The 26,962-nt window shown below is 64.4% G+C and carries 24 protein-coding genes and 1 pseudogene; 17 read left to right on the top strand and 8 right to left on the bottom strand.

The features are described from left to right. Positions 1–19: 19 nt before the first annotated feature. Positions 20–940: an arginase gene (gene rocF, locus NJT13_RS02370; protein ID WP_254523890.1), complete on the top strand. Its 921-nt coding sequence runs from the start codon at positions 20–22 to the stop codon at positions 938–940. 116 nt (positions 941–1,056) lie between these two features. Continuing rightward, positions 1,057–2,226 carry an NAD(P)/FAD-dependent oxidoreductase gene (locus NJT13_RS02365; RefSeq protein ID WP_254523889.1) on the top strand — a complete coding sequence of 390 codons (1,170 nt, stop codon included), beginning with the start codon at positions 1,057–1,059 and terminating at the stop codon, positions 2,224–2,226. A 107-nt stretch (positions 2,227–2,333) separates the two neighbouring features. Here the strand turns inward: NJT13_RS02365 and NJT13_RS02360 are convergent, their stop codons facing one another. Both NJT13_RS02360 and NJT13_RS02355 read right to left on the bottom strand, forming a co-directional pair. Then, positions 2,334–2,876, bottom strand: coding sequence for an acyltransferase (locus NJT13_RS02360; RefSeq protein WP_254523888.1), 543 nt, complete (start codon positions 2,874–2,876; stop codon positions 2,334–2,336). Between the two features lie 129 nt (positions 2,877–3,005). Beyond that, positions 3,006–3,917: a sensor histidine kinase gene (locus NJT13_RS02355; protein ID WP_254523887.1), complete on the bottom strand. Its 912-nt coding sequence runs from the start codon at positions 3,915–3,917 to the stop codon at positions 3,006–3,008. A gap of 176 nt (positions 3,918–4,093) precedes the next feature. Here NJT13_RS02355 and NJT13_RS02350 point away from each other — a divergent pair, with 176 nt between their 5' ends. Continuing rightward, entirely contained in the window at positions 4,094–4,432 is a 339-nt protein-coding gene (locus NJT13_RS02350) for a DUF7344 domain-containing protein (protein ID WP_254523886.1), read from the top strand. Positions 4,433–4,565: 133 nt separating this feature from the next. Here NJT13_RS02350 and NJT13_RS02345 read toward each other — a convergent pair. Together NJT13_RS02345 and NJT13_RS02340 are read right to left on the bottom strand one after the other, a co-directional pair. Then, positions 4,566–5,374: pseudogene (locus NJT13_RS02345) on the bottom strand (Nmad3 family putative nucleotide modification protein). Between the two features lie 197 nt (positions 5,375–5,571). Further along, positions 5,572–5,958 (bottom strand): hypothetical protein, encoded by a 387-nt coding sequence (locus NJT13_RS02340; protein ID WP_340681182.1) that lies wholly within the window; start codon positions 5,956–5,958, stop codon positions 5,572–5,574. A gap of 87 nt (positions 5,959–6,045) precedes the next feature. Between NJT13_RS02340 and NJT13_RS02335 the strand changes: the two genes are divergently transcribed. From NJT13_RS02335 to NJT13_RS02325, 3 genes are all read left to right on the top strand, one after another. Then, the gene (locus tag NJT13_RS02335) at positions 6,046–6,780 is read left to right on the top strand and encodes an MBL fold metallo-hydrolase (RefSeq protein WP_254523885.1); all 735 of its coding nucleotides are present in this window, start codon (positions 6,046–6,048) and stop codon (positions 6,778–6,780) included. 219 nt (positions 6,781–6,999) lie between these two features. After that, positions 7,000–10,008: an efflux RND transporter permease subunit gene (locus tag NJT13_RS02330; RefSeq protein ID WP_254523884.1), complete on the top strand. Its 3,009-nt coding sequence runs from the start codon at positions 7,000–7,002 to the stop codon at positions 10,006–10,008. Next, a complete protein-coding gene (locus NJT13_RS02325; RefSeq protein ID WP_254523883.1) occupies positions 10,005–10,772 on the top strand; it encodes a TrmB family transcriptional regulator in 768 nt (255 codons plus the stop codon). Before NJT13_RS02330 ends, NJT13_RS02325 begins: the two co-directional genes overlap by 4 nt. Positions 10,773–10,781: 9 nt before the next feature. Here the strand turns inward: NJT13_RS02325 and NJT13_RS02320 are convergent, their stop codons facing one another. Beyond that, a complete protein-coding gene (locus NJT13_RS02320; protein ID WP_254523882.1) occupies positions 10,782–11,849 on the bottom strand; it encodes an mRNA surveillance protein pelota in 1,068 nt (355 codons plus the stop codon). Positions 11,850–12,045: 196 nt separating this feature from the next. On the opposite strand from NJT13_RS02320, the gene NJT13_RS02315 reads away from it, so the two are divergent. Both NJT13_RS02315 and NJT13_RS02310 read left to right on the top strand, forming a co-directional pair. Continuing rightward, positions 12,046–12,603 carry a hypothetical protein gene (locus NJT13_RS02315; protein ID WP_254523881.1) on the top strand — a complete coding sequence of 186 codons (558 nt, stop codon included), beginning with the start codon at positions 12,046–12,048 and terminating at the stop codon, positions 12,601–12,603. A 228-nt stretch (positions 12,604–12,831) separates the two neighbouring features. Then, positions 12,832–13,377: an HTH domain-containing protein gene (locus tag NJT13_RS02310; RefSeq protein ID WP_340681181.1), complete on the top strand. Its 546-nt coding sequence runs from the start codon at positions 12,832–12,834 to the stop codon at positions 13,375–13,377. A 247-nt stretch (positions 13,378–13,624) separates the two neighbouring features. Here NJT13_RS02310 and NJT13_RS02305 read toward each other — a convergent pair whose 3' ends face one another. Next, positions 13,625–13,879: a hypothetical protein gene (locus NJT13_RS02305; RefSeq protein WP_254523879.1), complete on the bottom strand. Its 255-nt coding sequence runs from the start codon at positions 13,877–13,879 to the stop codon at positions 13,625–13,627. Positions 13,880–14,422: 543 nt separating this feature from the next. Between NJT13_RS02305 and NJT13_RS02300 the strand changes: the two genes are divergently transcribed. Then, on the top strand, positions 14,423–14,842 hold the full coding sequence (locus NJT13_RS02300) for a DUF4870 domain-containing protein (RefSeq protein ID WP_254523878.1): 420 nt from the start codon (positions 14,423–14,425) through the stop codon (positions 14,840–14,842). A 69-nt stretch (positions 14,843–14,911) separates the two neighbouring features. On the opposite strand, the gene rqcH is transcribed toward NJT13_RS02300, so the two are convergent. After that, positions 14,912–17,074, bottom strand: a complete 2,163-nt coding sequence (rqcH, locus tag NJT13_RS02295) for a ribosome rescue protein RqcH (protein ID WP_254523877.1) — start codon at positions 17,072–17,074, stop codon at positions 14,912–14,914. A gap of 361 nt (positions 17,075–17,435) precedes the next feature. Here rqcH and NJT13_RS02290 point away from each other — a divergent pair, with 361 nt between their 5' ends. Then, positions 17,436–18,080, top strand: a complete 645-nt coding sequence (locus NJT13_RS02290) for a hypothetical protein (protein ID WP_254523876.1) — start codon at positions 17,436–17,438, stop codon at positions 18,078–18,080. Between the two features lie 595 nt (positions 18,081–18,675). Here the strand turns inward: NJT13_RS02290 and NJT13_RS02285 are convergent. After that, positions 18,676–20,337 (bottom strand): tRNA uridine(34) 5-carboxymethylaminomethyl modification radical SAM/GNAT enzyme Elp3, encoded by a 1,662-nt coding sequence (locus tag NJT13_RS02285; RefSeq protein ID WP_254523875.1) that lies wholly within the window; start codon positions 20,335–20,337, stop codon positions 18,676–18,678. Between the two features lie 195 nt (positions 20,338–20,532). Here NJT13_RS02285 and mbhE point away from each other — a divergent pair, with 195 nt between their 5' ends. The 7 genes from mbhE to mnhG all read left to right on the top strand — a co-directional run bounded on the left by mbhE (position 20,533) and on the right by mnhG (position 26,958). Next, positions 20,533–23,109: a hydrogen gas-evolving membrane-bound hydrogenase subunit E gene (mbhE, locus tag NJT13_RS02280; RefSeq protein WP_254523874.1), complete on the top strand. Its 2,577-nt coding sequence runs from the start codon at positions 20,533–20,535 to the stop codon at positions 23,107–23,109. Beyond that, on the top strand, positions 23,106–23,570 hold the full coding sequence (locus NJT13_RS02275) for an MnhB domain-containing protein (protein WP_254523873.1): 465 nt from the start codon (positions 23,106–23,108) through the stop codon (positions 23,568–23,570). The genes mbhE and NJT13_RS02275 overlap by 4 nt, the downstream gene beginning before the upstream one ends. After that, positions 23,567–23,920, top strand: coding sequence for a sodium:proton antiporter (locus NJT13_RS02270; protein WP_254523872.1), 354 nt, complete (start codon positions 23,567–23,569; stop codon positions 23,918–23,920). Before NJT13_RS02275 ends, NJT13_RS02270 begins: the two co-directional genes overlap by 4 nt. A gap of 123 nt (positions 23,921–24,043) precedes the next feature. Then, positions 24,044–25,708, top strand: coding sequence for a complex I subunit 5 family protein (locus tag NJT13_RS02265; protein WP_254523871.1), 1,665 nt, complete (start codon positions 24,044–24,046; stop codon positions 25,706–25,708). Beyond that, positions 25,705–26,313 (top strand): Na+/H+ antiporter subunit E, encoded by a 609-nt coding sequence (locus NJT13_RS02260; protein WP_254523870.1) that lies wholly within the window; start codon positions 25,705–25,707, stop codon positions 26,311–26,313. Before NJT13_RS02265 ends, NJT13_RS02260 begins: the two co-directional genes overlap by 4 nt. Then, entirely contained in the window at positions 26,303–26,593 is a 291-nt protein-coding gene (locus NJT13_RS02255) for an MrpF/PhaF family protein (protein ID WP_254523869.1), read from the top strand. Before NJT13_RS02260 ends, NJT13_RS02255 begins: the two co-directional genes overlap by 11 nt. Continuing rightward, a complete protein-coding gene (gene mnhG / locus NJT13_RS02250; protein ID WP_254523868.1) occupies positions 26,590–26,958 on the top strand; it encodes a monovalent cation/H(+) antiporter subunit G in 369 nt (122 codons plus the stop codon). The genes NJT13_RS02255 and mnhG overlap by 4 nt, the downstream gene beginning before the upstream one ends. Positions 26,959–26,962: the final 4 nt, after the last annotated feature.

Below are 26,962 nucleotides of genomic sequence, written 5' to 3'. Positions count from 1 at the left end.
TCGCCGCCGTATCCCGAGTATGGGACGGACTGTCAGGCTCATCGGCGTGCCGATGGACTACGGAGCGAACCGCCGCGGCGTCGACATGGGACCGTCTGCGATCCGATACGCGGGTCTGGCCGATGGGCTCGAGCGAGCGGGCGTGACCCCGGTCGACGACGGCGATCTATCGATGCCGAGGGCGGAGGAACGCGATCCGGACGCGGACCAGCCCAGGCGCGGGAACGCGAAATTCCTCCGGGAGATCGAAGACGTCTGTCGCCCGCTGAGCGACCGGGTCGCGTCGACGCTCGCGAACGGCGAGTTTCCACTCGTGCTGGGCGGCGACCACTCCGTCGCGATCGGCTCGCTCAACGGGTCGGCGCGAGGGGAGGCTCTCGGAGTGATCTGGTTCGATGCCCACGCCGACTGCAACACGCCGGCGACCTCCCCGAGCGGAAACGTTCACGGAATGCCACTGGCTGCCGCCCTCGGACGCGGTCTATTCGGAGAGACGACGTGGGCGCCCGCGTCCGGGCTCCGTGAATCGTCGCTCGTCTACGTCGGCCTCCGAAGCATCGACGAGCGCGAGCGCGCGCTGATTCGAGACAGCGAGATGACCGCGTTTACGATGTCCGACATAGACCAGCGGGGCATCTCCGCCGTCATCGAGGACGCGATCGCGGTCGCGACAGACGGCACCGAGGGCGTTCACGTCAGCCTCGACCTCGACTGGCTCGATCCCAAGACGGCGCCCGGAGTCGGCACCCCCGTCCGCGGCGGCGTCACCTACCGGGAAGCGCACGCCGCCTTCGAGGCGATTTCGCGTCGGGACGAGGCGGACGGGATCCTCCGATCGATGGACGTCGTCGAGGTGAATCCGATCCTGGACGAGGCGAACGAGACGGCGACGATGGCGGCCGAGTTGACGGCGAGTGCCTTCGGCAAGCGTATCCTGTGACGATCCCCGTTGTCGCGGTCGATCTGTGAAACGTGTGATCATAGTCCAATGAGAACACCGTACACACGAATCCCCGTTTCAACACCTTTGTATCGTAGGGTTTCTGAGTGTGGCGTATGACGGAGAACGTCGTCGTGCTCGGTGCCGGTTACGCCGGTACTGGTGCGATCAAAAAACTTCAGTCGGAACTTGGGGGAAACGCCCGGCTCACGTGGATCGCTGACGTCGACTACCATCTCGTTCTACACGAGTCTCACCGCGTCATCCGGGACCCCGACGTCCGCTCGGATATCACCTTCCCGGTCGATCAGATAACGGACCCGACGACCCAGTTTATCAAGGACGAAGTCGTCGGCCTCGACGTCGACGACCAGACCGTCGAACTCGCGGAGGGCGACGACGTCGAGTACGATTACGTCCTCGTCGGCCTGGGGAGCCAGACCGCCTACTACGGAATTCCCGGCCTCGAGGAACATTCGCTGACGCTAAAGAGCCTCGACGACGCACTGGAAATCCACGAGGCCGTCACCGACGCCAGCCAGAACGCGACTCGCGGCGATCCTGCACAGATCGTCATCGGCGGCGCTGGCCTCTCCGGCATCCAGACCGCCGGCGAAATCGCGGAGTTCCGCGATATCCATCGCGCGCCGATCGAAATTCACCTCGTCGAGGCCCTCGACGAAATCTTCCCCGGTAACGACCCGGAGATCCAGCAGGCGCTTCGGGACCTCCTCGAGGACGCCGGCGTCCGGATCCACACGGACGACCCGATCACCGAGGCGAACGACGATGCGATCGAGTTCGACGAGGGCGAACCCCTCGAGTACGACGTCCTCGTCTGGACCGGCGGAATCACCGGCCGAGACGCGTTCGACGACACCGATCTCGAGAAAGAGCACAACCGGTTGCCGACCGAGGCGAACTTCCAGACCTCCGACGAACGGGTGTTCGCCATCGGGGATTCGGCCATCATCGATCAGGGTGACCAGCCCGCCCCGCCGACGGCACAGGCCGCCTGGCAAGCCGCGGAAGTGGCCGGCGAGAACATCTCGCGTGCGATCGAGAACCGGCCGCTGAAGACCTGGGAGTTCGACGACAAGGGGACCGTCATCTCCGTCGGCGAGAAAGCCGTCGCCCACGACGTCAAGCCCGCACTCGGCATATCGATTCCCGTCGACACGTTCGGCGGCTTCCCGGCGGAAAATCTGAAGAAGATGATCGCCGCCCGCTGGATCGCCGACATCACCTCCTGGAACGAGGCCCGAAAGTCCTGGTCGTCGCTGTAGTTTCCGGCGGCTCTGACCGACGATCCACCCCGCACGGACCGTTCGGAAGCGATCGCTTCTCATCGGCGTCTCGACCCGCTACCCCGCGCTCCGAGTACCGATCTTCGCTACTCGAGATTCGCCGCGTCTCGGTCCGTTCCCCCGCGTCCCATCGGCTCCGCTGGCACGCCCGCGACGGTCGCCCCGGACGGGACGTCACGAGTTACCAGCGAGTTCGCCGCGATCCGAGCGTCCGGACCGATTTCGACGCCCGGGAGGATTATCGCGCCCGCTCCGATCATCACCCGTTCGCCGACGACGACCTCGCCGGTCCGGTACTCGTCCTGGAGGAATTCGTGACACAGGATCGTCGCGTCGTAGCCGACGATCGCATCCGACCGGACGGTGATGAGATCGGGCCAGAAAACGTCCGGCGTGGCCTCGAGGCCCCAGGAAACGCCGTCGCCGACCGTGACGCCGATCCGGCGAAGGAGCCAGCGTTTGAGGCGGAGGCTGGGCGAGATCCTGATCAGCCAGACGACGACGTAGTTGATCGCCACCCGGATCGGATTGCGGGCGGCGGTCCAGTGAGCGAGCGAGTTTCGCGGTCCTGGTGTCGCGTGGCGCTCGACGCGTGCGTGACGCGGCGGCGGATCGTCGGAAGCTGTCACTAACAGCACTGTTGGAGGTATCGCTACATGAAACCGATCCATTCGGTATCGTCACTCCAGACGGCTCGGGCTGCGTGGCACGGCGCGAAAGTGGTCGCCGCAACCGCGGTCGCGCTGGTGCCGGTACCGTTACCGTGAGCCCGCCGCCGGTAGCGTCAGCCGAACCGTCGTGCCACGGGGCTCGTTGTCTTCGATCGCAATCGTCCCCGCGAGCCGTGAGATGATCGTCTGGGTGATCCACAGGCCGACGCCCTCCGAATGAGCCATCGGCGTCTCGATTCCCTCTTCGAAGACGGTCCGCTCGATATCGGGGAGTCCCGGGCCCGTATCGCTGACGTCGATCGTCACGGACGTATCCTCGTTCGCCCACATCGACACCTCGACGACCGGTTCGTCCGTGTCGTCGTGTTCGACCGCGTTCTCGATGAGTTCGTCGATGGCGGTCTCGAGTCGCGGATCGGTTTCGCGGACGACTCCCTCGGGATACGCTGCCTGGATGGTCGCGTTCGGATACTGCTCGCGTGCCTTCTCGACACGCAATTCGAGGAGCTGAGAGAGGTCGATCTGTCGCGGCGCGATCGAATCGTCAAGGACCACGTCCCGGAGCAAATGGGTCTTTTCGCTCAGTTCCACGAGTCGGTCCGTCTGTTTCGTGATCGTTTCGACGCGGTCGGCGCGCTCGCTGTCCGGAGAAAAATCGGCCGCGAGGAGTTCGGCGTTCCCTCGTATGATGTTGCAGGTGTTTCGCAGGTTGTGACGGATAATTCGCTGGAGGATACTCGTCTGCTGGAGCGCTCGGTCGAGCCGTTCGTTCGTTCGCTCGATATCTCGCTGGCTGTACGAGACGAGTCCGTAGAGGACGACCGACGACCCGACGACGAATAGCCACCCCTTGAGCACCTGAACGGAGATCGCTACCCCGAGATTTTCGACGACGGTGTAGACGAGAACGTCCGACGCGAGAATCCAGATCGTGCCGATCACCGCGTAGCCGACGGCGATAGTGGCCGGTGATCGTGCAATTCTCGATCTGTCAACCACGTTCGGTCACCGCTCTGACGGTCGAATTCAGGACTCATCAAACTTCGGGCCAGTTCGTGACCGAGAGAAAACCGGTGGAAGCGTCCCGTCGCGCCACGAACCGGCCCGAACGGTTCGTTCCCGGCCCTAACCGGTTAGGGAACATCGACCTACGGATCGACCACCGACGGTCGTCCATGTCGTACGCAAGGTCGCACTCTCTCGAAAGCGCCACCGTTCACGCGCTCCTCTCGAACGAAACGCGGAGGGGCACGCTTCGCCGACTGAACGCGGTGGAGCGAACGACGACTCGAGACCTCGTGCGGTATCTCGTGTCGGACCACCGGGCCGTGGAAGTCGGTGAACACGTCGATCCTCGAGCGCTCACGATCAGGCTGATTCACGATCACCTGCCGCGTCTCGCGGACCACGGCGTCGTCGACTACGAGGATCCCGACGGCGAGATACGACCCGGCCCGACGTTCGGCGACGTCGCGCCGTTTGTCGCCCCGCTCGAGCGCACCGAGAGGCGCTAGTCGTCGCCGGGATCTCGAGCGAGATCGACGTCGTGTCGTCGGTCGACCCAGGACGGACGGCGTGCCGAAGTATCGTTTCCAGGGTTTCTCGAGGCCGTATCACGCGCGACGACCGACGGAGGCGTTTGTCCGTTCAGCCGGTGTGCGAACCGGTCACCGTCCGCTCACCGGAGACCCCGATCAACTCGCGGAATTCGGACCCCGTGAGATCGCACCTGTAGGCCGGTTTGTACATCATGTTCGCGCCGCCGGCCCGGACGTTCCATTCGGTCGCGATTTCCTCACGCAGGTAATACTGCGGCCGCTCGTTGCCGTCCGCGACGTAGTAGTCGCTCAGCCGAATCGGCTCTCGGTCGAAGAGGCCACCTGGCTCGCGGCCGTCGACGATCACGATCTGTTTCTCGAGGTAGAGGTCGCCGTCCCGGGCGCGTTTCGCGTGTGCGTTTTCCGGGTGGGCGGCGATGATCGCGGCGCGCTCGGTCGGCGGGGTGTCGGGGCCGAGGACCACCACCTCGTCGACGGTGAAGAAGCCGATCAGATACCGGTGGGCGCGGTCCCCATCGGGCCGGCGAAGGCCGGCGTAGAAGCCGAAACGTCGCCGGACTCGAGCGCGCGCAGCCGCGAGACGTACCCGCTGGTCCGGTGTTCCCCGTAGGTCAAGGACTCGAAATCGGGATCGTGGTGGAGGGGCCAGGACTCGAGTGCATCCCCGGCAACCGTCTCCGCGCCGTCGTGTCCCGGCTGCGGAGTGATGCGGGTCGTCAGGTCCGCGGCTACGCCCTCGCCAACCCTGAGCGGCCACGATCCCAGGGTTTCGGTTTCCGCCGTCGCGTCGGTTTTCTCGGGAATCGGAACGTATTCGAAGCGTCCGTCGTCGTAGAGGGGTGCCAGTGCACCGAAATTCGTGCTATCGGCGCCGACGCCGGCGAGAACGACCGTCATGGTACGGGTATCGTCCGCTGATCCGATCGTCGTGGCGAAAAAACCGCCGATACGCGCCGTTCGTTTCCCATCGGAAGGACTGTCGAACTGACGGCGCCGAGGCGGGCGGCGACGGCCACCAGTGGCGATCGACGAGGACATGAGAGCGATAGCGCGGGTATCGACGAAACCGACTCGGTTCGTGCGTGGCACGCTCGTTATCGATCGTTCGACCGACCGGCGTAATAGAGCGGAATCAACAGGACGAGAAACACCGATCCTATCGCGGGGACGCCGATCCAGGCGGTCGACAGCCAGCGTCCGGGAAGGACGCCGGCGATTTCGAAAATCCACAGGACGCTGTAGACACCGACAACCAGCAGACTGACGACGTACACCCACAGCAGCCAGCCGACGACCCGATACAGCGTGGTTCTCGTGACCGACGGTCGAAACGGATCCTCGAAGCGGCCGATCATTCCCTCACCGTCCGAGCGACGGGACGGTTCGCCACCACGATGGCTTCCGGGCTCGAGTACCACTCGCTGATCGGGACGCGATCCAGCGGACGAGTGATCGCAGACGATTCCATCGATACGGTACACCACGTTGGAGAGTCCACCTGCTTGAATCTTTGTGCCGACGCGGGCACGAGGAGTATCCTTATCGGGGCGGAGGTGCCAGATTCGCCCATGCGAATCACCTTTCTCGGCACGGGGAGCGCGATGCCCACCGGCGACCGGGTTCAGGCGGGAATTCTGGTCCAGGACGACGGCCGGACGCTGTTGATCGACTGCGGCGCCGGGGTGCTCCACCGGCTCCAGCAGTCAGGCGTCGGCTACGAGAACGTCTCGACGATCCTTTTGACCCACCACCACCTCGATCACGTCGCCGACGTGGTACCGTTGATGAAGGCTCGCTGGCTCGCCGGTGAGGAACACCTCGAGATCGTCGGGCCGCAGGGAACCAAGGCCATGGTAGACGACCTGCTGTCGGTCTACGAGTACATGCAGGACAAACTCGAGTTACAGGTCCGGGAGATCGTCCCCGGCGAGTTCTCCGTCGCAGGGTTCGACGTCTCCGCCTACGAAACGCGACACTCGCTTCCGTGTCTGGCGTATCGGTTCGGCGATCTGTTCACGTTCAGCGGCGACAGCGAGGCTTTCGCAGGACTGGCGAACTTCGCCGAGGGGACGGCGATCCTCGCGCACGATTGCTCGTTCCCCGACGACGTCGACGTCTCGAATCACCCGACGCCCGAATCGCTGGGTCGGGAACTGGCCGGACGAGAAATCGGTCGCGTCTACCTGACGCACCTCTATCCCCACACTGACGGTCGCCACGAGGAGATGCTCGAGTCGCTCGGCGCTCACTACGACGGCGACGTCCGATTCGCCGACGATCTACTGACCGTTTCGATCGATTGACGTCGTCGACGCGGCGGCGGGTTCGAACGCGCACTTAATCCGCGCACCTATCGGACTGTACTAACACCGTTACATTCAGTACTATACTCTCTTTCCCCCGATTTCGGGAATCAACCGCCCGAACACGATTTCCAAACACGTATATACGCCGAGTTTGTAGGATCATAACAACAGAATGGTCTCCTGTGACATATCTGAACTCATCCGAGAGGTGTCCGGATGAGTCTTCCGGAGCGACTCGCCGATGCAATCGCGACGCACACGCGAATCGTCCTCGTCGTTCTCCTGCTCTCGACGGCGGTCGTCGGGGCCGGGATGCCGAGGGTCGACGACGATTCCTCGCTCTCGCAGTTCGAGAGCGACTCGCCCGAAGCGAAAGCCCTCGAGCGCATCGACGGCGACTTCACGAGCGACCAGCGTGAGAATACGACCAGCGTCCAACTGATCGTCCGCGGCGACGACGTCCTCAGCAAGGACTCGATGATCTCGTCGCTCGAGTTCCAGCAGGAACTGCGGGCCAACGAGTCGATCAATTCGACGTTCGTCGAGAACCAGTCGATTACGGGGGTCGAAAACATCGTCGCGGTCACGGCCATCAGGAGCGAACAATCCGCCGAACTGAACGAGACGCGGTCGCAGTTACAGGACGGACTCAACCGGTCGATCGGGCTCCAGCGGCAGTACGAGCAGTTGAACGAGTCCTACGAGAACGGTGCGATCAACCAGACTGCGTATCAGACGCGCTCGGCGCAACTCGAGGCGCAGTTCGATGCGGTCGTCGAGAACGCCACGGCCGACGTAAGCGGGAACCAGACCGAACGGTACGAGTCGGCCGTCGCACAGGCACGGACGATCGAATCGCAGCGGTACCAGATACGCGCGCAAACGGACGCGCCGAGCGAGAACGACGAGTACCAGAATCTCTCGTCCCAGCTCGAGGGCGTCTACAGAGCGGGCACGTACGGCGTCCTCGAGGAGGAGTACGCGGCGCTCCAGGGCTCGGAGCAACCGCCGTTAGAGGAGCAGATCGACGCGCTCGAAGATCTGGACGAACGAGAGTACGAGCGGACGCTCACCCGAACCCTGTCCGGCAACGAGTCGGAGGACAACTTCGCGATCGCGTTGATGCCGACGTCGTACGAGCCGGGAAGTACGCAAGCCGATGCCCGGATGACGTATCTCACCCAGCGGACCGACACCGAGACGACGTCCGGGATGGCCGGGGCCGTCAGCGATCGCATCATCGAGAGCCAACTCCAGATACGTGACCTGGCGGACGCACGTGACCAGGAGTACCTCGTGTTCGGTGGCGGCGTCATCACCGACGAGATCGAACGGTCGATGGGCGACAGTCTCGCCATCGTCGGCCCCCTCGCGCTGTTGTTCGTCGTGATCGCGCTGGTCGTGGCGTATCGCGACCTGCTCGACATCGTACTCGGCATCGTCGGCATCGTCGCCGTTCTCGTCTGGACGTTCGGCTTCATGGGCTGGGCCGGGATCGCGTTCAACCAGATGTTCGTCGCGGTGCCGGTGCTGTTGATCGGGCTTTCGATCGACTACGCGATCCACGTCTTCATGCGCCATCGTGAGCAACGCGAAGAAGTCGGCTCGACCGACAGCGTTCGCGGCTCGATGTCGATCGCGCTCGCAGGCGTCGGCGTCGCCCTCGTCTGGGTGACGGCGACGACCGTCATCGGCTTCCTCTCGAACCTCGTCAGCCCGATCGGCCCCATCCGAGAGTTCGGCATCGTGAGTTCGGTGGGAATCGTCGCCGCTTTGGTCGTCTTCGGCGCACTCATTCCCGCCGCGAAGATCGAGGTCGACGAGTTCCTCGAAGCGCACGGATTCGATCGCCGAAAACGTGCGTTCGGCACCGGCGAGGGTCGGTTCAGCGACGCGCTCGCCGTGGGTTCCGTCGCCGCCAGAAAGGCACCGGTGGTCGTCCTCATCGGCGCCCTCGTCCTCACTGCTGGCGGCGTCTACGGCGCGACGCAGGTCGACACCAGCTTCGAACAGGAAGATTTCATCGCGGACAGTCCGCCCGACTGGACCGACAACCTGCCAGGATCGCTTCAACCCGGCGAGTACCAGGCCAAAAACGACCTCGACTACGTCAACGATCACTTCCAGCGGGAGGACAGCCAGGCGCAGATACTCGTCGAAGGTACCGTCTCCGATCCGGCCGTCCTCGAGCGGATCGATGCCGCTCGGAGCGAGGCCGCGGACAGCGACACCGCCTACGAGCTCGCGACCGGCGAGGCCGACGTGCAGGATCCGCTGTCGACGATGGAATCGGTCGCCGGTCGCAACGAGTCGTTCGAGGAGTCGTTCGAGGCGGCCGACACGGACGGCGACGACGTCCCCGACGAGAACGTCTCGGCGCTGTACGACCAGCTGTTCGAAATCGATGAGGAAGCCGCGAGTCAGGTGCTCCACCGCACCGACGATGGCGAGTACCAGTCCGCACGACTGGTCATCGCCGTCCAGCCCAGCGCCTCGAGCGGCGATACGACCAGCGAGATGCGAGACATCGCCGGCTCGATCGAGGCCGACAGCGGCGACCGCTGGAGCGCCATCGCGACCGGCGATCCGATCGTCAGCTACATCGTCGAACAGGACCTGCTCGATACCGTCATCGAGAGCCTGTTGATCACGCTCGTGGCCGTCTTCGTCTTCCTGACCGTCGCGTACAGGCTGACCGGCAGCAGCGCGACGCTCGGAGTCGTGACCCTCTTGCCGGTCGCGTTCTCGGTGAGCTGGATCCTGGGAACGATGTTCGTCATCGGGATGCCCTTCAACATCCTCACGGGGATGATCACGAGCCTCACGATCGGGCTCGGCGTCGCTTACAGCATCCACGTCAGCGACCGATATTCGCTCGAACTCGAGCGACAGGGCAACGTCTGGTCGGCACTGCGGACGACGGTAACCGGTACCGGCGGGGCCTTGCTCGGGAGTGCAGCGACGACCGTCGGCGGATTCGGAACGCTCGCGTTCGCGATCCTGCCCGCCCTCCAACAGTTCGGCATCATCACCGCGCTGACGATCACGTACGCGTTCCTCGCGAGCGTGGTCGTCCTCCCGGCGCTGCTGGTGCTGTGGACCCGGTACCTCGGACCCGACGTCTCCTTCGACCCGTCGGGGGCCCGCCGCCCGACCCCCGCCGCGAGCGACGGTGGGAGGCGGACCGCGGCCGACGATCGATCGGCGGAGGGTGACGAGCGGTGACCGTCGACGAAAACGTGGCCGTCGACGCGTTCGAGGGCCTCGGATTGACCAGCTACGAGGCCAAGGTGTTCATCGCGCTCCACCGACTCGGCGCGGGCGCTGCGAGAGACGTCGCAGATATCACCGACGTCCCTCGTTCGCAGGTCTACAGCGTCGCCGAGAGCCTAGAAGAGCGCGGATTACTCGAGGTTCAGCAATCGAACCCGATCCGATATCGGCCGGTCAGCGTCGAGCAGGCGCGAGAAACGCTTCGAGACCGGTTCGAACGCGAGCAGGACCGGGCGTTCGAGTACGTCGACACCGTCAAGAACGAGCCCGCGGGCGAGGAAACGCAGGAGGACATCTGGACGGTCCGCGGTCGGGATCGCGTGGACGATCGGACCGACGATATCCTCTCGCAAGCCGAGGAGCGGATCGTCTTTGGCACCCGACTCCCGGAACTCGTCACGGACTCGATCGAACGGATACTCAGGGAGCGCGCGGCGGCCGGCGTGACGGTCGTGGTCGTCAGCAGGACCGAAGCGGTCCAGGATCGATTCGCCGACGTCGAGGGCGTCACCGTCGACACGCCGCCCGCCCACCGGACCGACGATCAGCGCTCGGGTCGGATCGTCATCGTCGACGACGACACCATCCTCCTGAGCGTCCTCGGACCCGACAACAGCGAAACTGCGATCTGGAGTTCCGGTTCGCTGTTCGCGTCGGTACTGATCCAGCTAATCGAGGCCAGCGACGAAGTGCAGATCGAGTCGGACGCACGCTAGACGGCGGTCTCACTCGAGACGATACCGTAACAGTGCGGCGATTCCGCCGAGGTTCGCCAGTTGCTGACCGGGCGGAAACTCGCTCGAGAAGACCGTCACGTCGCCGCCTTTTTGCTCGGTCGTTCGCACGATTTCGTCGACGTCGATCCCCCACTCGCCGTCCGGACCGCGCTCCTGTCGCAGTCGGTCGTCGAGGACGAGCAACCGCTCGATGGCGCCGAACTCTGCGGCCCGCTGGACTGATTCGGGGCCGTACGCTGCTTTGGCACCCTCCGCGATGCGACGGGTGAGTTCGTCGATGTACTCGGCCTCGCTTTCGATGCGCGTCTCCTCCTGGACGTCGGCGACGGCGCCGCGCTTGAGGACCTCGTGGACGCCCCGGTCGCCGACGGCCGACGTATCGACCATCGTGATCAACTCCGCGACGTCCGGTTCGTTCTTCTCGAGGTATTTCCGGGCATCCTGCTTCGTGAACCCGGGGCCTGCGAGGATGATCGCGTCGACGTCGAGTCGCTTCAGGACGGCTGCGAGTTCGGCGAACAGCTCCGATCGCTCGCGGGCGTATTCCCCCTTGCCGGTCGGCCCGGTGATGGTCGCCCGTTCTTCGGTCCCGTACTGCGCGACGGTGTGGACGTGTGCCTGTCCCTCCTCGACGGTCGCGATCGCCACGTCGGGATTTTCCGTCGCTTGCTCGGCCTCCTCGAGTCGGGCCTCTTGATCGGGTTTGAACCGTTTCTCGATCGAGATCTCGTCGCGCGTTTCGACGTTCAGCGTGTGGTGAAATCCGAGCTGGTCCTCGCGCGAGCAGGCGACGATTTCGCCGCCGACCCGCAGTCGGTTGGCGAACTTGTGGAACTCGATATCGTCGACGGCGATGGCGACCCACATGTGTTCGCGCTCGCCGCCGGTATCCCGCATCTGCTCGTCGTTGCGCTGGATCCGACGGGTCGTATCGCCAGCGACGCGATCGCCGGGCTCGAGGACGTACTGGAGGTGCCAGAGGTCGTCGACGCTTTCGGGAACGACGGTGACCCGTTCGCGCCCGCCCTCGACTTGCTCCCGGTCTTTGATCTGCATGGGTGACCGTTGACGGGGTGGCGGTAAGTGGGCTGCGATCGGCGGCTGGCGGTTCGGCTGTCCGGTTTTCACCCCGACGTCGAACGCAGGGGACGGCCGCGGAACGGATCTCACCGGCGACTGGAATGTCTGACATATGTTCACGTTCGACATAGTTAGGTGGCAAAGGGATTGCTTCGCCGAACCACCTTCCTGTATGGACAGAAAATCCATCGCCCACCTCGAAGACTTTGGCGTCCGTTCGCTCGTTACCCACGCCATCATGGCGGTGACGTTTGCGGGCGGTATCGCGGCCGCACTGTTCGTCGATGGACAGGTCGGCCTCGTTTCGTTCGTCGCGTTGCTCAACTTCACCGCGGGGGTCTGGATCGCACAGTCGATCCACTCCCTCGGGAACGCGCGAACCGACGATTCCTACAACGGGATCGTGGCGGTCTTACTCGACACGACCGGTGAGAGGTCCTTTCACGGCCTCGACACCGGTCGACTTGGCCGACTCCTCGCGCTGATCGCGGCCGTGACTGCGGTCTCGTTGCTCACCGCAAGTGAAGTTCTCGCGGGAACGCTGGCCGCGATCGGGGCCGTTGCGATCGGGAGCGTCGCACTCGTGACCGCGATGGTCGGCTTCCTCATCGCACTCGGATCGTCCTACGACGGTGCAGAGCGCAGTGTGGCCCGCAAGACCGACGATACCACGTCGACAGCGCCGACCCGACACCAGGCCGGCGGAGAACCGACGGTCGCCGACGAGTGAGGCGATGCAGTCGAGGCTACCAGCGGACCGCGTTCGCGAGCCCCACCGGACCTGCGGCGCCCGTCCGGCCGCGCCCCGATCGGTGCGACCTGGTCTCGTGACTTCCGGACGTGGTGCGACCATCCCGTCGGTGTGAGTGTCGATGCCGCTCATACATTGCTAGCTTTATGGTGATGAAGGTAGCCGCGACGACTAGGGAGCGAGCGGCGACCGCCCCCTCTACGCATAATGACGGATTCAGTCAGCGACACAGCGCAACCGATCCGGGTAGAGCTCTTCCTCCGGAGCCGGGCGTCAGCGGACACCGTGGAGATGCTCCGAGAGACCGTCGCCCGATCGCATCGTCTCGAGGAGCAACACGGAGGCATCGACGTGTGCGTCAAGACCTGGTCGTCGGTACGGCCGGCGATCGAGAGGCTCGCCGATACCGGGCCCTCGGTTTCGGAGATCTTCGAGACGTTCCAGTCCTGGGCCGACCGGGCGGGGTACACGCTTCGGCCGGCGTTCAAGGAGCATCAGACGCCGTCTCGACTCGGTCACGACGCGATGAGCGAAATTCGGGTCCCGGTCGTGTGCGTGGCCGTCTACGAGAACGGTGACCTCCGGTACGTCGCACCCTGTTCGGACGGCGAGCGTATCCACACCGTCGACGAGTGTCTTTCGGCGCTCGAAGACGGCGAGACGGGCCCGGTATCGGATCGAGACGACAAGTCCGAATCACCTCGAAAATGGCCCGGAGACCGCCCCGAAAACGCCGTTCGAGAATCGGAGTAGCGGCCGAATCGAAACGGTCACTCACCACGACCGACGGCGTCGGAACCGTTCCTGACTGCACCACTTTCGAAGATCACATCCACGTAACCTCGAGTCTCTCGAACGGAGGCGATGCAGTCAGCGTCGTCGGGCGATCGACGTGTACGGGCGTGAATCGAGGGGGCGACCGGCGCCGTCGCTCGAGCGATCGCACGCGGATACGCCGCGACGAAGACGGCCGGTTTCGATCGGGGTATCCGGAACCGAATCAAGATCCGGGCTCGAAATTCGTCTGAGCGTTCGAATCGGGGCCGGAATCCGTCTCGCTTCGGCCGGTGTCGCGGGTGGACGAGGGTTCGGCCTGCGTCGCCGGACCCGTTCGAGTGCGGGGACTGAACGCGAGGAATACGATGAATCCGACCGCAAGCGCCAGGGCCACGACCACGGCCGCGGCGATGATACCTGGTGCCACGAACGTACTGCCGCCGAACGCGGCGAGCGCGAGTTCGTCGAACACGGGCATCGGGGATCAGCGTCGGTAGACAGGTCTCGAGGTATCAGCTTTCACCCGTCTCTGTCCCGGTTCGACTTGCACCGATCGTCGGTAACGCGTCCCGACATTCGCTCGAGACGTCCGTCATTCAGACCCGGCCGTGGACGTTCTGGCGGGAAATGGGCGGTCCGGTCGGGCAGCCGTCGCTCCGTCTCTGGCGGACTTCGGCCTCGATAGACGCCGGACGGTCGTCCGACGGCACCGACCCGGCCCGAACGGACGAGACGCCGGTTACAGAAGTTCGTGGAGAAGTCAGTGGTCCCTGCGTTCCACACACCCCCTCTCTGTCGTCGCGACAGAACACCCTCATCAATTGGTAATTAAAAGAAAGTATTTCTGGTGGTGATGGAAGAGACCTTTGAGTAGGCTGTCGGTTTTGCGGTTTAGAACGCAGGAGAGGGCAACTAACGCCACACGCACCGGTCTAAATATAACAATACTGATGTAGTTTTTTATTTGGAAAGTGTCCGATACAGTAAAATAGGTGGCGGCCATTGAGATGTTTGAAGTTCCATGTCAACACAAAATGAAGCAGTAACTGCAACGGAATCGGCAGCAAAGGCGGCGACGAGCCTCGGTCCCGACGGAAACGTCGTGGGCGCGTTATCGTACGTCTTGGCACCCCTGTCGGGAATACTCGTCTACCTCCTCGAGGATCAAAACGAGTTCGCTCGCTTCCACGCCGCACAGAGTATCGTCTTCGGGATCGCTTCGATCGCGATTTTCTTTACACTCAGCGTTATAACGTTCATGATGAATCTCATCCTGCCCGACATTCTGAGCGTTCTGGTTTCGCTATTTACGTTCCTGTCTTCGATCGGAATCTGGTTCGCTCTCTTTTTAGTCTGGGTGTACCTCCTCGTCATGGCGGTGAAAGGAAGCCGAACGAAACTGCCCGTACTCGGTTCGATCGCCGAATCCTACCTGTTGTAACTTGGCGCTCGATTCACCGCCTCGAGCCCTATTCGGTCCCCAAACTTAGGATAACAACGGCAGCGACCGTCAATCGTCGGCTATCCGACTTCCGCCCGGCGGCATGAAGTGCTGAATCTTGTCCGGACTCGCGATCTTTCGGACGAACGATTCGTCGGCGAATCGCTCGCGAAGGCGCCGATAGATCCGTTTCGCCGCGTCGGCCTGCGCGTACCGGCCGGGTTCGATCTCGAGCGTCGTCTCCGCTCGATCTTCGATCGCCGACGGCGGCCCGCCGATCACTCGCGTATACGGTTCACACTGGATCCCGATCGCCGCACCGACCGGCGTATCACGATAGTAGGTCCGCTCGCCGCGAATCGCGAACCCGCCTTTCTCGAGGTACTCGCCGCTCTCGGGCGTCTTCGAGACCTGATCCGAGTCCACCGCGTAGACGTCGCCCGCGTATCGCCCGTCCTTCCAGACCGACGAATAGGAGACGGCGAACTGGGCGGCCTCCTCGATGCTCGAGTCCGGGAGTTCGATGTCCGCGGACGACGCCTCGCTGGGATCGGTCGCCTTCAGAACGGTGACGGGACCGCCGTGGGCCTGCGTGTGGAGCACTTTGTCTCCGGGCTCGAGGTACTTTTTGACGAGTTCCTCGTTTTGATCCGCGTTTCGGCCGCCGATCACGAGGTAGTCGTCGCTGGTATGGAACCAGCGAAACCGGTCGAACCAGGGTTCGTTTTCGCGGATGGGAACGGAGGGTTCGGCGAGCCAGTCGCGCGTCTCTCCCTCGTCCTCCTCGTGGTCGTCGGCTCCACCCTCGCTCTCGTCCGCTTCCCACTCGTCGCGGCGGCGTTTCGCGTCCGCGAGATCCTCACGGGTGTCCTCGATGGCCGCCAGCGCACCCTCCTTTTTCCCTTCGACGTCCTTTGCCGCCGTGTAGAGCCGATCGGCGTTCTGCTCGACGCCCCGATCGGCGACGAGATCGATCCGCTCGCCATCGATATCGACGGTAACCGTGCCCTCGCTCCCGTCGACGTCGACGACGGCCGCTGCGGCCTCGATCCCGCGGTCGGCACCCTCCGCGAACCGCTCTTCGATCTCGTCCCAGGAGCGGTCGTGCTCGCGTGCCGTCTGAATCGTCGTCAGTATCTCGTCGACGAGTCCGTATTCGGCGTACAGCAGTTCCGCCTGGTCGCGAAGCGAGTCGGCCTCCCGTTCGAAACCCTCGATCGCGCCCTGTTGTTGCTCGACGATGCGCTCGTGTTTGGCGATTTCCGACTCGAAGTCCGGCCGCTGGGAGGTCGTCTCCGGCTCCGCTTCGTCGGCGAGTTCGAGCCTGAAGAAGTACTCGTCGAGCGCAGTCAGAAACGAATCGTAGGGTTCGGCGGTCAGTTCGGCGCGTTCCTCGAGCGGAAACGGGGTTACGTCGACGACGCGTCCGTCGCCGGTGTCACTCCGACCGTCGCCGTCACCCTCGCCGTCCCCGCCGTCGTCGACGTCGAGGTAAATCCGCGGGTCGAAGTGTCCGGTTCGGAGATCGATCGCGAGTCGGTCGATCGCCTCGTAGATTCGATCGTAGACGTCCTCGTCGGCGTCCTCGATGTCCAATCCCTTCTCGACGCCGGCGCGGGTGCACAACTCCTCGGCGTAGAGGCCCCCGAAGTTGAGTTGCGTCGCGAGCGTTCGGACCACGTCCGTATCCGAATCGTCCATCTCGTGGTCGAAGCCCTCACGGGAGATCGAAAGCGGGTTGGTCCGCGACTCGGGGAACTCGTATCTCGAGCCCGGAACGACGGTTCGAGACTTCAGTCGGACGGTCTCGAGGCAATCGATCACTTCGTATTCGCCGTCCGTGACCGCGACGTTGCCCTGGCCGAACAGTTCGACGATGATTCTCGTCGTGCCGTCGTCGCGTTCGAACGTGAACTCGAGGATTCGGTCGAATTCGAACTGTTCGACGCCCGCGAAGTCGGCACCGGACAGTCGATTGCGGAGCATCATCGCGAACTGCGGCGGCCGGCCGGGTGCGTCGGGGACTCGCTCCGGGGCGACCGTGTGCGCCCGCTTGATCTCGCCGACTTCGAGGAGCAGTTCGATGCGGCCACGATCGAAATCCCGCATCTTGAGGCGGACGAGATCGTCCCCGTAGAGATACGCTTTGTCGACCTTCGCCCCCTCGTAGCCCCCGAGTTCCCCGACGAGAGCGGCGAGGTCGACGCTCGTGAGTTCCCGCTTTGGTTCCATACCGTACACTGCCCGGTCCGGTCAAAAAGGCGTGTCGCTCCACCGCCAGTGTCCCGGTCGGAGATCCGTTCGGGTACCGACAGCGGTCGGGTTCGTTCGACTGGCAACCGTCGTGGACCCCCGAACTGACGATCGCCGTCGGGTCTTCGGCTCCGGTCGCCGTACCGGCTCTGTCCCGCGTGCCCTGCCGTGGGAGCGGACTCGAGACGATCCATCGGGGCGCATCGGCCCTCCCGATCGCCGACCGAGGAATTCGTCCCGACAGTAGTCGAGGTCGGAAGGCATAATCCGTGCCAGTACCCAGACGGGGTATGAACGACGCTGTCGGCGGTCTCGCTCGTGATACCGGAGGTCGAGACGCATGAGCGCTGACGAAGACTCACTCTGGACCGACGTCTCCCGGTTTCCGGACTTCCTCGAGCACCTCGAGGCCGAAGGTGGCGCGACGGTCCGCGGTATCGTCGACCGGATCGAGGCGGATATCGACGTCGACGGCGTCGTCTACCACGACCGCGGCATCCGCGTCCCGGGGTACGACGTCACTTTCGTCCCGGAACCGGAGGGATCTCGCGTGGTTCCGACCTTCAGTGTCGAGGTCCACACGATCGGTCCACGAAGCACCTGGGCGGTGTTCGACGCCTCGCTGTCCTGGGACTTCTACCTCCTCCAGGCCGAGGGCATCGCGGCCATCGCGTGGGTGAGCGACGAAGAGTTCAACGCCGAAGAGGCGGGCATGTACCTGTCGAAACACGATGCCCTCGCCGCGGGACGATTCTCCTTTGGCACGTTCATCTACGCCGACGGCGAGTGGGCTGACCAACTCGATTTGATCGAGGGAACGGACGCACCGGCGTTCCTCCAGCGCGACGACGGCAGCATCCTCGTGCCGGAGGACCAGGCCGATTTCTACGACGTCGTCAACTCGACACCCGCCGAGTTCCGCTCGAACGGCGGCCGTGCCCCTTCCCATCTCGGATTGCTCGAACTCGAGGTCACGATCGACTGAGCAGAGTCCGCGGCGACCGAGGTGCTGTCCGTAACGAATCAGACCCGGTCCCACGGACGTGAGTTCGGACGCGGCCGAACGGACGTGACGACAGGTGTCAGCAGCCGAGTGTCCCGTCACCGTCCGGACGCCCGAACGGGGCTGCGAACAGAACCCACTCCGTCGTGAGATCCGGTCGACCGGAAAAGGGGTTCGGGCGATGAGCGCGCCGTAATCGCCCAAGTGGTGTGGCGATTCGGTGGATACGGCGCACTCGAGCTAGCGGCGACGGTGTGTCGCTGTCAGGGTGGGGGGAGCTGACAACGGTGCCGACAATCGTCGGCACTTGAATATCCAATGCCTATTACCATAAATTTTGCGCTGCGGGAATCGAGGGAAAGCAGGTCGTTTGTCGACAAGTGGCTATCGAGAACGTGAGATCGGTAGCGACCGCCCCGGACGGCCACCGGGCTGAAGACGGTCCGGTATCGGTCCCGGCCGTACGGTGTCAGCCGGCTCGCGGAGAATGCGCGCACAGCCCGGAAGACGGTGTCAGCGAGTTCGCTCAGATGGCGGGCGAGTTCGGCCGGGCAGCCAAAGAGTCCGTCCGATCGAATCAAAGGCGCTTGCTGACGTACGGGCCGTCCTGGTGATAGCCGAGTTTGTTCCGATAGTACTCTCGAGCGCCGATGCCGGAGATCACGCTCACCTTGTCGTACCCCGCGTCGGCGGCGATGGTCTCTGCGCGGTCCATCAGCCGGCGGCCGTACCCGCGGTGCTGGTGCTGGTCGGTTTCGCCGTCGTTCCCGACTGCGACCTCCGAGCCGTAGACGTGTAGTTCGCGGACGAGGGCCGCGTTCTCGAGTTCCGGTCGAACTGGGTTCTTCGGGAACCGAAGTCGGCAGAACCCGACCAGCAGATCCCGCTCGAAGTCCTCGAACGAAATGAAGTGTTCGGTACCGCCGCAGGCCTCGTAGGTCAGTACGTCCAGTTCGACGTCCTCGGGTTCCTCGTCGTTCATGCCGGCTTCGCGACAGCGGATGCACTCACACTCCCAGCCGTGGTCGTCCATCCGCTGTCTGGCGAGTTGGCGCAGGTTCGACTTCCAGACGCCGGCATCGATGAAGTCCGCCGGAATGTCCCGCTGGACGCGCTGCAGTCGAGTGTAGCGGGGGATCATCGACTTGATCTCTGCGATCAGGTCGGCCGCCTCGTCGTTCGAGAGCGGTTCGTACTCGTCTTTGTGCCACCAGTCGTACGTCGCGGTGCCCCGCACCACGAGGGTGGGATAGATCTTCAGGTAGTCCGGCTTCCACTGGTCTGTCTCGAAGAGTCGCCGGAAGTCCTCGAGACACATCTCCTTCGACATCCCGGGTTGGCCCGGCATCATGTGGAAGCCGACCTTGAACGCCGAATCGCGCAACCTGCGATTCGCATCGATCGACTCCTGGACGCCGTGGCCGCGGTGCATGTCCCTGTTTATCCGCTCGTACGTCGTCTGGACGCCGACCTCGACTTTCGTCCCGCCGAGATCGAGCATCCGATCGATCTGCTCCGGATCACACCAGTCAGGCTTCGTCTCGAACGTCGTCCCGATGTTGCGGACGTCCGCGGTCTCGTTTTCCGCGATGACGTCCTCGACGTACCGCCACTCGTACTCCGCCGGATCCTCGGCGAAGCTGACCCCCTCTGCCGGTTCCGGTTCCGCGTCGACGTCGTAGTCGTTCATCGCCTCGAGCGCTCGCTTGACGAACCACTCCTGGTAGTCGTGACTGCGAGCCGTCATCGTCCCGCCCATCAGAATCAGTTCGACCTTGTCGACGGGATGGCCGATCTGGCGCAGTTGCTCGAGTCGGAGCGTCACCTGTCCGTACGGGTCGTAGTCGTTCTGAACGCCGCGGGCTGCGGCCGGTTCCTCGCCCGTGTAACTCTGTGACGAGGAAAATTCCGAGTCGGGACCGCCCGGACAGTAGAGACACTTGCCATGGGGACAGCGCTCGGGCGAGGTCATGATCGCGACCGGCGAGACGCCCGATGCCGTCCGAACCGGTTTGCGCTGGAGAACGGCCTCCAGGTCCTGGCGGTGCTCTTCGGGCGCGTAGTCGAGGAGTTCGGAATTCTTCGGAACCTTCGGTGCGGAGTGTTCCGAGCAGGCCTCGAGCTTGGCTTTTTCGACCTCGTCACGCTCGATTTCACCGGCGAGAATCCGGTCGACGAGCGCCTCACAGACCCGCTCGAACGCTTCGGTTTCGGTCGGTTCGGGCGTCTCGGTACTCACTGTGTGTGATTCGTCGCCGTTCGCGAATAAGCGTGTCGGACTCGGGGATTGTAAGCATCTCCGGACGGCCGGCGTAGTTCGTCACCCGCCGGCCACCCGAACGACGGTCGGCCTTCGACGTCGTCGTATCCCCACCCTGCAGCCAGCCGAAAGGAACCGTTTAAGGGCGGTCTCCCCATAGCCTCGCCGTATCGAATGTCTCCCGACCAGGCGGTGATAGTCGCCGCGGTCGCGCTCCCGTTTCTCGCTGCAGCACTTACGCCTCTTTTCTTTCGCGTTCTCGGGGAGTGGACCGGGTTCGCAGGGACCCTCGTTGCGCTGGTCTCGTTTGGCTTGCTGGCCACCCAGTACGGTGCCGAGGGAACCGTCACGCTCCCCTGGATCCCGTCTCTCGAGATCGCACTCCGGTTTTACGTGGACGGGTGGGCGCTCCTGTTCGCGCTGCTCGCCTCCGGGATCGGGGCGCTCATATTCACCTATTCGCCGGCGTACATGCACGGTCAGTCGGGCCTCGTCAGATACTACGCGGCCCTGCTCGCGTTCATGGGATCGATAATCGGCGTCGCGCTCGCCGCCGACCTGATCGCGATCTTTCTGTTCTGGGAACTCACGAGCCTCTGTTCGTTCGTCCTGATCGGTTACTACACCGCCGATGGGTCGTCGCAGTACGCCGCGAGAATGGCGATGCTCGTTACCGTGGGCGGGGGCCTCTTCTTGCTCGTCGGACTCCTCTTGCTCTCGCTCGTCGCCGGTGACGTCGTCGGTCCCGCCTCCGCGTTTAACCTGGCCGCCATGCTCGAGCACCCGGACGCGATGCAGTCGGCGCTTCGGGATCGGGGGCTGTTCGTGCCCGTCCTGGGACTGCTCGCGGTCGGCGCGGCGACCAAATCCGCACAGGTGCCGCTTCACTTCTGGCTTCCCAACGCGATGGCGGCGCCGACGCCGGTCTCGGCGTTTCTGCACTCCGCGACGATGGTCAAAGTCGGCGTGTACTTCGTCGGGCGCGTTCGGCCGATGCTCCTCGGGTCGGAGTGGCTGTTGCTGTTCGTGACGCTCGGACTGACGACCATGACCGTCTGTGCGCTCATGGCGGTCGCGTCGACCGACATCAAGGAGTTGCTGGCGTACTCGACGGCGAGTCACCTCGGTCTGATGATCGCTGGATTCGGCTTCACGTCCGTCTACGGCGCTGAGACGGGGGTATTTCACTTGCTCAATCACGCGCTGTTCAAGGCCCCACTGTTCCTCGTCGCCGGGATCATCGCTCACGAGGCGGGGACCCGCGAAATCGCGAAACTCGGCGGGCTCCGTCGCAATTTGCCGGTCACGGCCGCGATCACGACGATCGTCTCGCTCAGCATGGCCGGCATTCCGCCGTTCAACGGCTTTTACTCGAAGGAATTGCTCTACGAGGCCGCCGTCGAGGCGAGCCACCACCACGACATCGGACTCCTCGGCTGGCTCTACCCCGCCGTCGCCGTCTTCGGGAGCGTCTTCACCGTCCTCTACTCGCTTCGGTTTCTGTCCCTGTTCTTCGGCGACAGACCGGACGAACTCGGCTCCGTCCAGAGCCCGCCGCTCTCCATGCTCGTTCCACCGGCCGTGCTCGCGCTCCTCGCCGCGGTCGTCAGCGTCTCCCCGCAACTCGCAGTGTCCGTCATCGTTCAGTCGGGCCTCGAGGCGACGGCGATCGACCCCCACGAGATGCACGTCGGCTTGCCGACGTCGTACTCGACTCCGGTTGGGATGAGCGCGGTCACGATCGGCGCGGGCGTCCTCGCCTTCCCGTTTTACGAGCGTCTCCACGACGGCATCCGTTCGATTCCGCGGACGGTGCCACAGAGCTGTCCGAACTGGTGGTACGACGCCGCCGTCGACGGCCTCACGGACGAGGGCAGGTGGCTCGCCGGGCGCGTCCACAACGGATTGCTCAGAACGTACGCGACGTGGACGCTCGGTGCGACCTGCGTACTCGCGATCGGCGGCTTCGTCGCGGCGGACGCGATCGAGCCGACCGAATTGGGCGTCGAAGCCACGGTTTCGATCGCGCTCGTGTTGCTCGTGGCCGTCGTCGGCGCACTCGCCGTCGTTCTCTCCGACTCCCACGTCGCGGGCGTCCTCACGCTCTCGATTCTCGGATTCATGATCGCCATCTTCTACATCCTCGCGAGCGCCCCCGATCTCGCGTTGACGCAGCTCGTCGTCGAAACGCTCGTCCTCGTGATCTTTCTGCTCGTCATCGAGGAGATCCCCGCGTCGTACGCGATCGGGCTCAGACGGAGCGTCCGAGACGTCGCGCTCTCGCTGGTAGTCGGTGCAACGGCGTTCGTCACCGTGCTCGTCACGACCAGCGCTCGCCCCGGCGGCTCGACCGATATCGCCCGCTACTTCGTCGAGCACGCGGTGCCCGACGGCGGCGGGTCCAACGTCGTCAACGTGACGCTGGTCGACTTCCGCGGCTTCGACACGCTCGGCGAACTCGTCGTGATCGCGCTCGCGGCGATTTCGATTCTGACGCTGATCGTCATGCGCGACAGCGGCGACGGCGGACTGATCGAGACGCGAGCCGGTGAGGAACTGCTCGAGGACGAGCCGACCCCGGAGGAGTCGGCCGACGAACCGCACGCAACCGACGAACTGACCGCGGACGAACCGGCCGACGAGACGCGAGTCGCGGACGAACACGCCGGGGATGATTCGTTCGGATCCCCACCAGAGCGTGGACCGACCGAAGAGACCGACGGCGAGTCCTCGCGAGGTGATTCGGCGTGACGACCGTCATCATGCGCACGACGGCTCGAGCGATCGTTCCGATCGTCCTCGTCGTCGCGATTTCGCTGTTCGTCGAGGGGCACAACCTTCCCGGCGGCGGGTTCATCGGCGGCGTCCTCACGACGACTGCGTTCGCGATCATCTACATGGCCTACGGCCTCGACTTCCTGGAGCGGGGTATCCTCGGGCGGGACGTCGATCCCGGCAAGGAGCCGTCGCGCGACCGCGTCGTCGTCGCATACCGCCGCCTGTTCGCCTACGGGTTCGCGATCGCGGTCCTCAGTGGCCTCGCACCGCTGCTGTTCGGACAGCCGTTTCTGTCACAGACGTTCGTCGTGCTCGAGGGGATCCCTCTCTACGACCACCTCGAGGTGGCGAGCGCGCTGGCGTTCGATTTCGGCGTCTATTGCGTGGTCGTCGGCGGGCTGCTTACGATCCTTTCGGTGGTGGGAGCCGAATGACGGCGATCGTCCTCGCGGCGACGATCGGCGCGCTGTTCGCACTCGGGACCTTCCTGTTGCTGCGACGGGACCTCATCCGGGTCGTCTGGGGCCTGGCGATCATCAGCCAGGCCGCGAACCTCTACTTGCTGGTGATGGGCGGGATCGCGCCGGCGACGGCCGATTCGGTTCCGGTCCTGGCCGGCCACGGGGATCACGTCCCGAAAACGGCCGACCCGGTGGTTCAGGCGCTCGTGTTGACCGCCATCGTCATCGGCTTCGGCATGACGGCGTTCGCGCTCGTGTTGTCGTATCGAGTCTACGAAGAACACGACACGCTGGACGTTACGAAACTGGGTGATCGAGAATGACGACGCTGCGGACGAACCGGCCGGTGACGCGGAAGGGTGATCGACGATGACGGCGACGAGAAGTCTGCGCCAGCTACCGGCGACGGGCAGTCGGCGACAGCTACCGGCGACGGGTGATCGGCGATGACGGCCCTGGCGGCGACGCAGACCGGCGCCGACTCGTCGCTCGTGGTCGCCCCGATGCTGGTCGTTCTCGTCACGGCCGTCGCGACGCTGTTGCTCGGTCGACGGCCGCGGACTCGAGCGGCGGTGAGTCTCGGCGGCGGTGTCGCATACGCGGTCGCGGTCGCGGCGATCGACTGGTTCGTGGTCCTCGCGCCGGACGCGCCGGGGATCGCGACCTACCAGGTCGGTGATTGGCCGGCCCCGTTCGGGATCACGCTCGTCGCGGACGGGCTGTCGGCGTTCATGCTGACCATGGTCGCGGTACTGGGCGTTTCGTCGCTGGTCTTCTCGACCCGGCACCTTCCCGGTGGGGACGGCCGTAGCTACTACTTTCCGCTCTTTCACTTCCTCGCGCTGGGCGTCACCGGTGCGTTTCTCACTGGCGATCTCTTCAATCTCTTCGTCTGGTTCGAGGTGATGTTGATGGCCAGTTACGTCTTCGTCGCCTACTCCGGCGGTGCCGAGCACACACGCGCTGCCTTCTGGTACGTCACGCTCAATCTCCTCGCCAGCGCCGTCTTCTTGCTCGGCGTCGGCGGGATCTACGCGTCGACGGGGACGTTGAACATGGCGGATCTCGCTCAGCGACTCGCGGAGCCAGCGGCCTACGGACTCGACCCAGTTCCGGTCGTGGGTTTGCTCGGCTTGCTCCTGTCGGTGTTCGCGATCAAGGCCGGACTCGTCCCCTTCCAGTTCTGGATCCCGACCGCCTACCGAGCCGCGCCGCCACAGATCGCGGCCCTGCTGGCGGGTGCGACCAAAAAAGTCGGCATATACGCCATTATCCGGCTCTCCTTTACCGTGTTTGCCGGGTCGGAGGTTGCGGTCGATCTCGGCGTTCCAGGAACCGAACTCGCGGTCGACTCGCCGCTGTCGTTCGTCGGAGCGGCGCTGTTTCTCATGGCCGGCGCGAGCATCCTCGTCGGCGGCATCGGGGCCGTCGGAAGGGATTCACTGGAGGGAGTGTTCGCCTACTCGAGCATCGGTCAGGTCGGATTCATCGCGATTCCGGTGGCGGTCGCGGCGACCACGACGAGTCCCGAACTGCGCCAGCTCGGCGTCGTCGCCGCGCTCGTGTACGCGCTCAATCACACGCTCGCGAAGGGGTTGCTCTTCCTCGCGGTCGGCACGATACGGTCGGCGACGGGCTCGAGCCGGTTCGACGATCTCGGTGGTCTCGCGAAACGATCACCACCGATGGCGATCGCGGTGTTCGTCGCCTCGTTAGCGCTCGTCGGCATCCCTCCGTTGTCGGGCTTTTTCGGGAAGTTCCTCGTCTTCGATGCGGCGGCTCGATCGGCGTCGGCCGGTCCCGTGATCGCGCTCTTGCTCGTCGGGTCCGTGCTGACGATCGCCTACGCGACCCGCACGTGGAACCTGAGCTTCTGGGGAGCACAGACGCCGGCCGTGGAATCGGCGGCGATCGATCGGGTCCAGGTGGCGGTCCTCATCGTCCTCGCGACGGCGATCGTCGCGGTCGGAGTCGGCTTCGAGCCGGTCTACGAGTTCGCGTCGACCGCCGCGGAGGCCGCACTCGATACGGAGGGATACGTCGACGCCGTCGATCCGACCGATGCGAGCGAAGTGGCCGATTCAGGCGCGAGCGGAGGTGATCACGCGTGAAGGTCCGGACCTGGCCCGTCATCGGCGTGATATTCGCCACGCTGTGGGTATTCGTTCGGGGGATGTCGCTTACGCCGACGAACCTCGTCGGCGGGTTCCTCGCGGGACTGGTCGTCGGCCTGCCGGTCGCGTTCATCTTCCGTCGGCTGTACAGCAAACGCCTCGACCTCGGTCGGGGGATTCGAGCGCTCCCGTACGCCGGGCTTTACCTCGGGTCGTTCGGCTGGGAACTCCTGCGGGCGAACATCGACGTTTCCTATCGGGTTCTCTCGCCCGGCATGCCGATCGAACCGGAGGTGATCCTCGTTCCCCTGCGAGTCGAATCCGATGTCGCGATCACCGTGATCGCCAACAGCATCACGATCACGCCGGGGACGGTGACGCTCGACTACGACGAGTCGACGAACGCGCTGTACGTCCACGGCGTCAACGGCCGCGATCCCGAAGCCATCGCCGACCCCATCCATACCTGGGAGGACTACGCGCTCGAGTTGTTCGACGAAGACGCGTCGCCGTCCGATCCGCCGCCGGAGATCGTCGTTTCCGGAGGCACAAGAGAGAGTACGACGGACCACCGAGACGGGGGTGTCGACGATGACTGCTAGCGACCCGGCCGTCCTCGAGATCGCGATCCACGCCGCGTTGATCGTCGTCAGCGGACTCTGCGTCCTCTGTAGCTATCGCGTGATCCGCGGCCCGACGAACCCGGACCGAGTGGTTGCACTCGACGCTATCGCGACGAACGTGGTCGCGATCGCGGTCCTGTTCGCCCTCGTGACCGATCGCGGGCTGTTCATCACGGTGAGCCTCGTCCTCGCGATCATCGGGTTCATCGCGACCGTCGCGGTCGCGAAGTTCGTCACCGAAGGCGAGGTGATCGAATGATTCGCGATATCGTCGTCGTCTCGCTGATCGCCATCGGCACGTTCTTCCTGACGGTCGGTACGATCGGACTGCTCAGATTACCGAACGTCTACAACCGGATGCACGCGACGAGTAAGCCGACGACGCTCGGAACCGCCGCGGTCTTCCTCGCCGGGTTCGTCCACTTCGGACCCGGTAACGTGGGGCTGACCGCGCTCATCGGGATCGTTTTTCTGTTCCTGACGGTGCCGACTGGGTCCCACATGATCGCCCGTGCCGCCGAGCGGATCGGAATCCCCTTCCTCGGCAGCGTCACCTGGCCGGACGAGACGCAGGTCGTGAGAGAACCGCCGGACGGTGCCGACGAGCGTCCGGAGGACGATTGAGTGG

The organism is Natrinema caseinilyticum (assembly GCF_024227435.1).
Classification (GTDB): domain Archaea; phylum Halobacteriota; class Halobacteria; order Halobacteriales; family Natrialbaceae; genus Natrinema; species Natrinema caseinilyticum.
The sequence above is the reverse complement of the archived record's forward strand: the minus strand, read 5'-3'. Positions and strand labels throughout refer to the sequence as shown.

What these genes read in the sequence shown, in the direction of transcription:
- rocF (WP_254523890.1), top strand. Translation starts at nt 20, where the DNA reads ATGGGACGGACTGTCAGGCTCATCGGCGTGCCGATGGACTACGGAGCG.
- NJT13_RS02365 (WP_254523889.1), top strand. Translation starts at nt 1,057, where the DNA reads ATGACGGAGAACGTCGTCGTGCTCGGTGCCGGTTACGCCGGTACTGGT.
- NJT13_RS02350 (WP_254523886.1), top strand. Translation starts at nt 4,094, where the DNA reads ATGTCGTACGCAAGGTCGCACTCTCTCGAAAGCGCCACCGTTCACGCG.
- NJT13_RS02335 (WP_254523885.1), top strand. Translation starts at nt 6,046, where the DNA reads ATGCGAATCACCTTTCTCGGCACGGGGAGCGCGATGCCCACCGGCGAC.
- NJT13_RS02330 (WP_254523884.1), top strand. Translation starts at nt 7,000, where the DNA reads ATGAGTCTTCCGGAGCGACTCGCCGATGCAATCGCGACGCACACGCGA.
- NJT13_RS02320 (WP_254523882.1), bottom strand. Translation starts at nt 11,849, where the DNA reads ATGCAGATCAAAGACCGGGAGCAAGTCGAGGGCGGGCGCGAACGGGTC.
- NJT13_RS02315 (WP_254523881.1), top strand. Translation starts at nt 12,046, where the DNA reads ATGGACAGAAAATCCATCGCCCACCTCGAAGACTTTGGCGTCCGTTCG.
- NJT13_RS02310 (WP_340681181.1), top strand. Translation starts at nt 12,832, where the DNA reads ATGACGGATTCAGTCAGCGACACAGCGCAACCGATCCGGGTAGAGCTC.
- NJT13_RS02305 (WP_254523879.1), bottom strand. Translation starts at nt 13,879, where the DNA reads ATGCCCGTGTTCGACGAACTCGCGCTCGCCGCGTTCGGCGGCAGTACG.
- NJT13_RS02300 (WP_254523878.1), top strand. Translation starts at nt 14,423, where the DNA reads ATGTCAACACAAAATGAAGCAGTAACTGCAACGGAATCGGCAGCAAAG.
- rqcH (WP_254523877.1), bottom strand. Translation starts at nt 17,074, where the DNA reads ATGGAACCAAAGCGGGAACTCACGAGCGTCGACCTCGCCGCTCTCGTC.
- NJT13_RS02290 (WP_254523876.1), top strand. Translation starts at nt 17,436, where the DNA reads ATGAGCGCTGACGAAGACTCACTCTGGACCGACGTCTCCCGGTTTCCG.
- mbhE (WP_254523874.1), top strand. Translation starts at nt 20,533, where the DNA reads ATGTCTCCCGACCAGGCGGTGATAGTCGCCGCGGTCGCGCTCCCGTTT.
- NJT13_RS02270 (WP_254523872.1), top strand. Translation starts at nt 23,567, where the DNA reads ATGACGGCGATCGTCCTCGCGGCGACGATCGGCGCGCTGTTCGCACTC.
- NJT13_RS02265 (WP_254523871.1), top strand. Translation starts at nt 24,044, where the DNA reads ATGACGGCCCTGGCGGCGACGCAGACCGGCGCCGACTCGTCGCTCGTG.
- NJT13_RS02255 (WP_254523869.1), top strand. Translation starts at nt 26,303, where the DNA reads ATGACTGCTAGCGACCCGGCCGTCCTCGAGATCGCGATCCACGCCGCG.
- mnhG (WP_254523868.1), top strand. Translation starts at nt 26,590, where the DNA reads ATGATTCGCGATATCGTCGTCGTCTCGCTGATCGCCATCGGCACGTTC.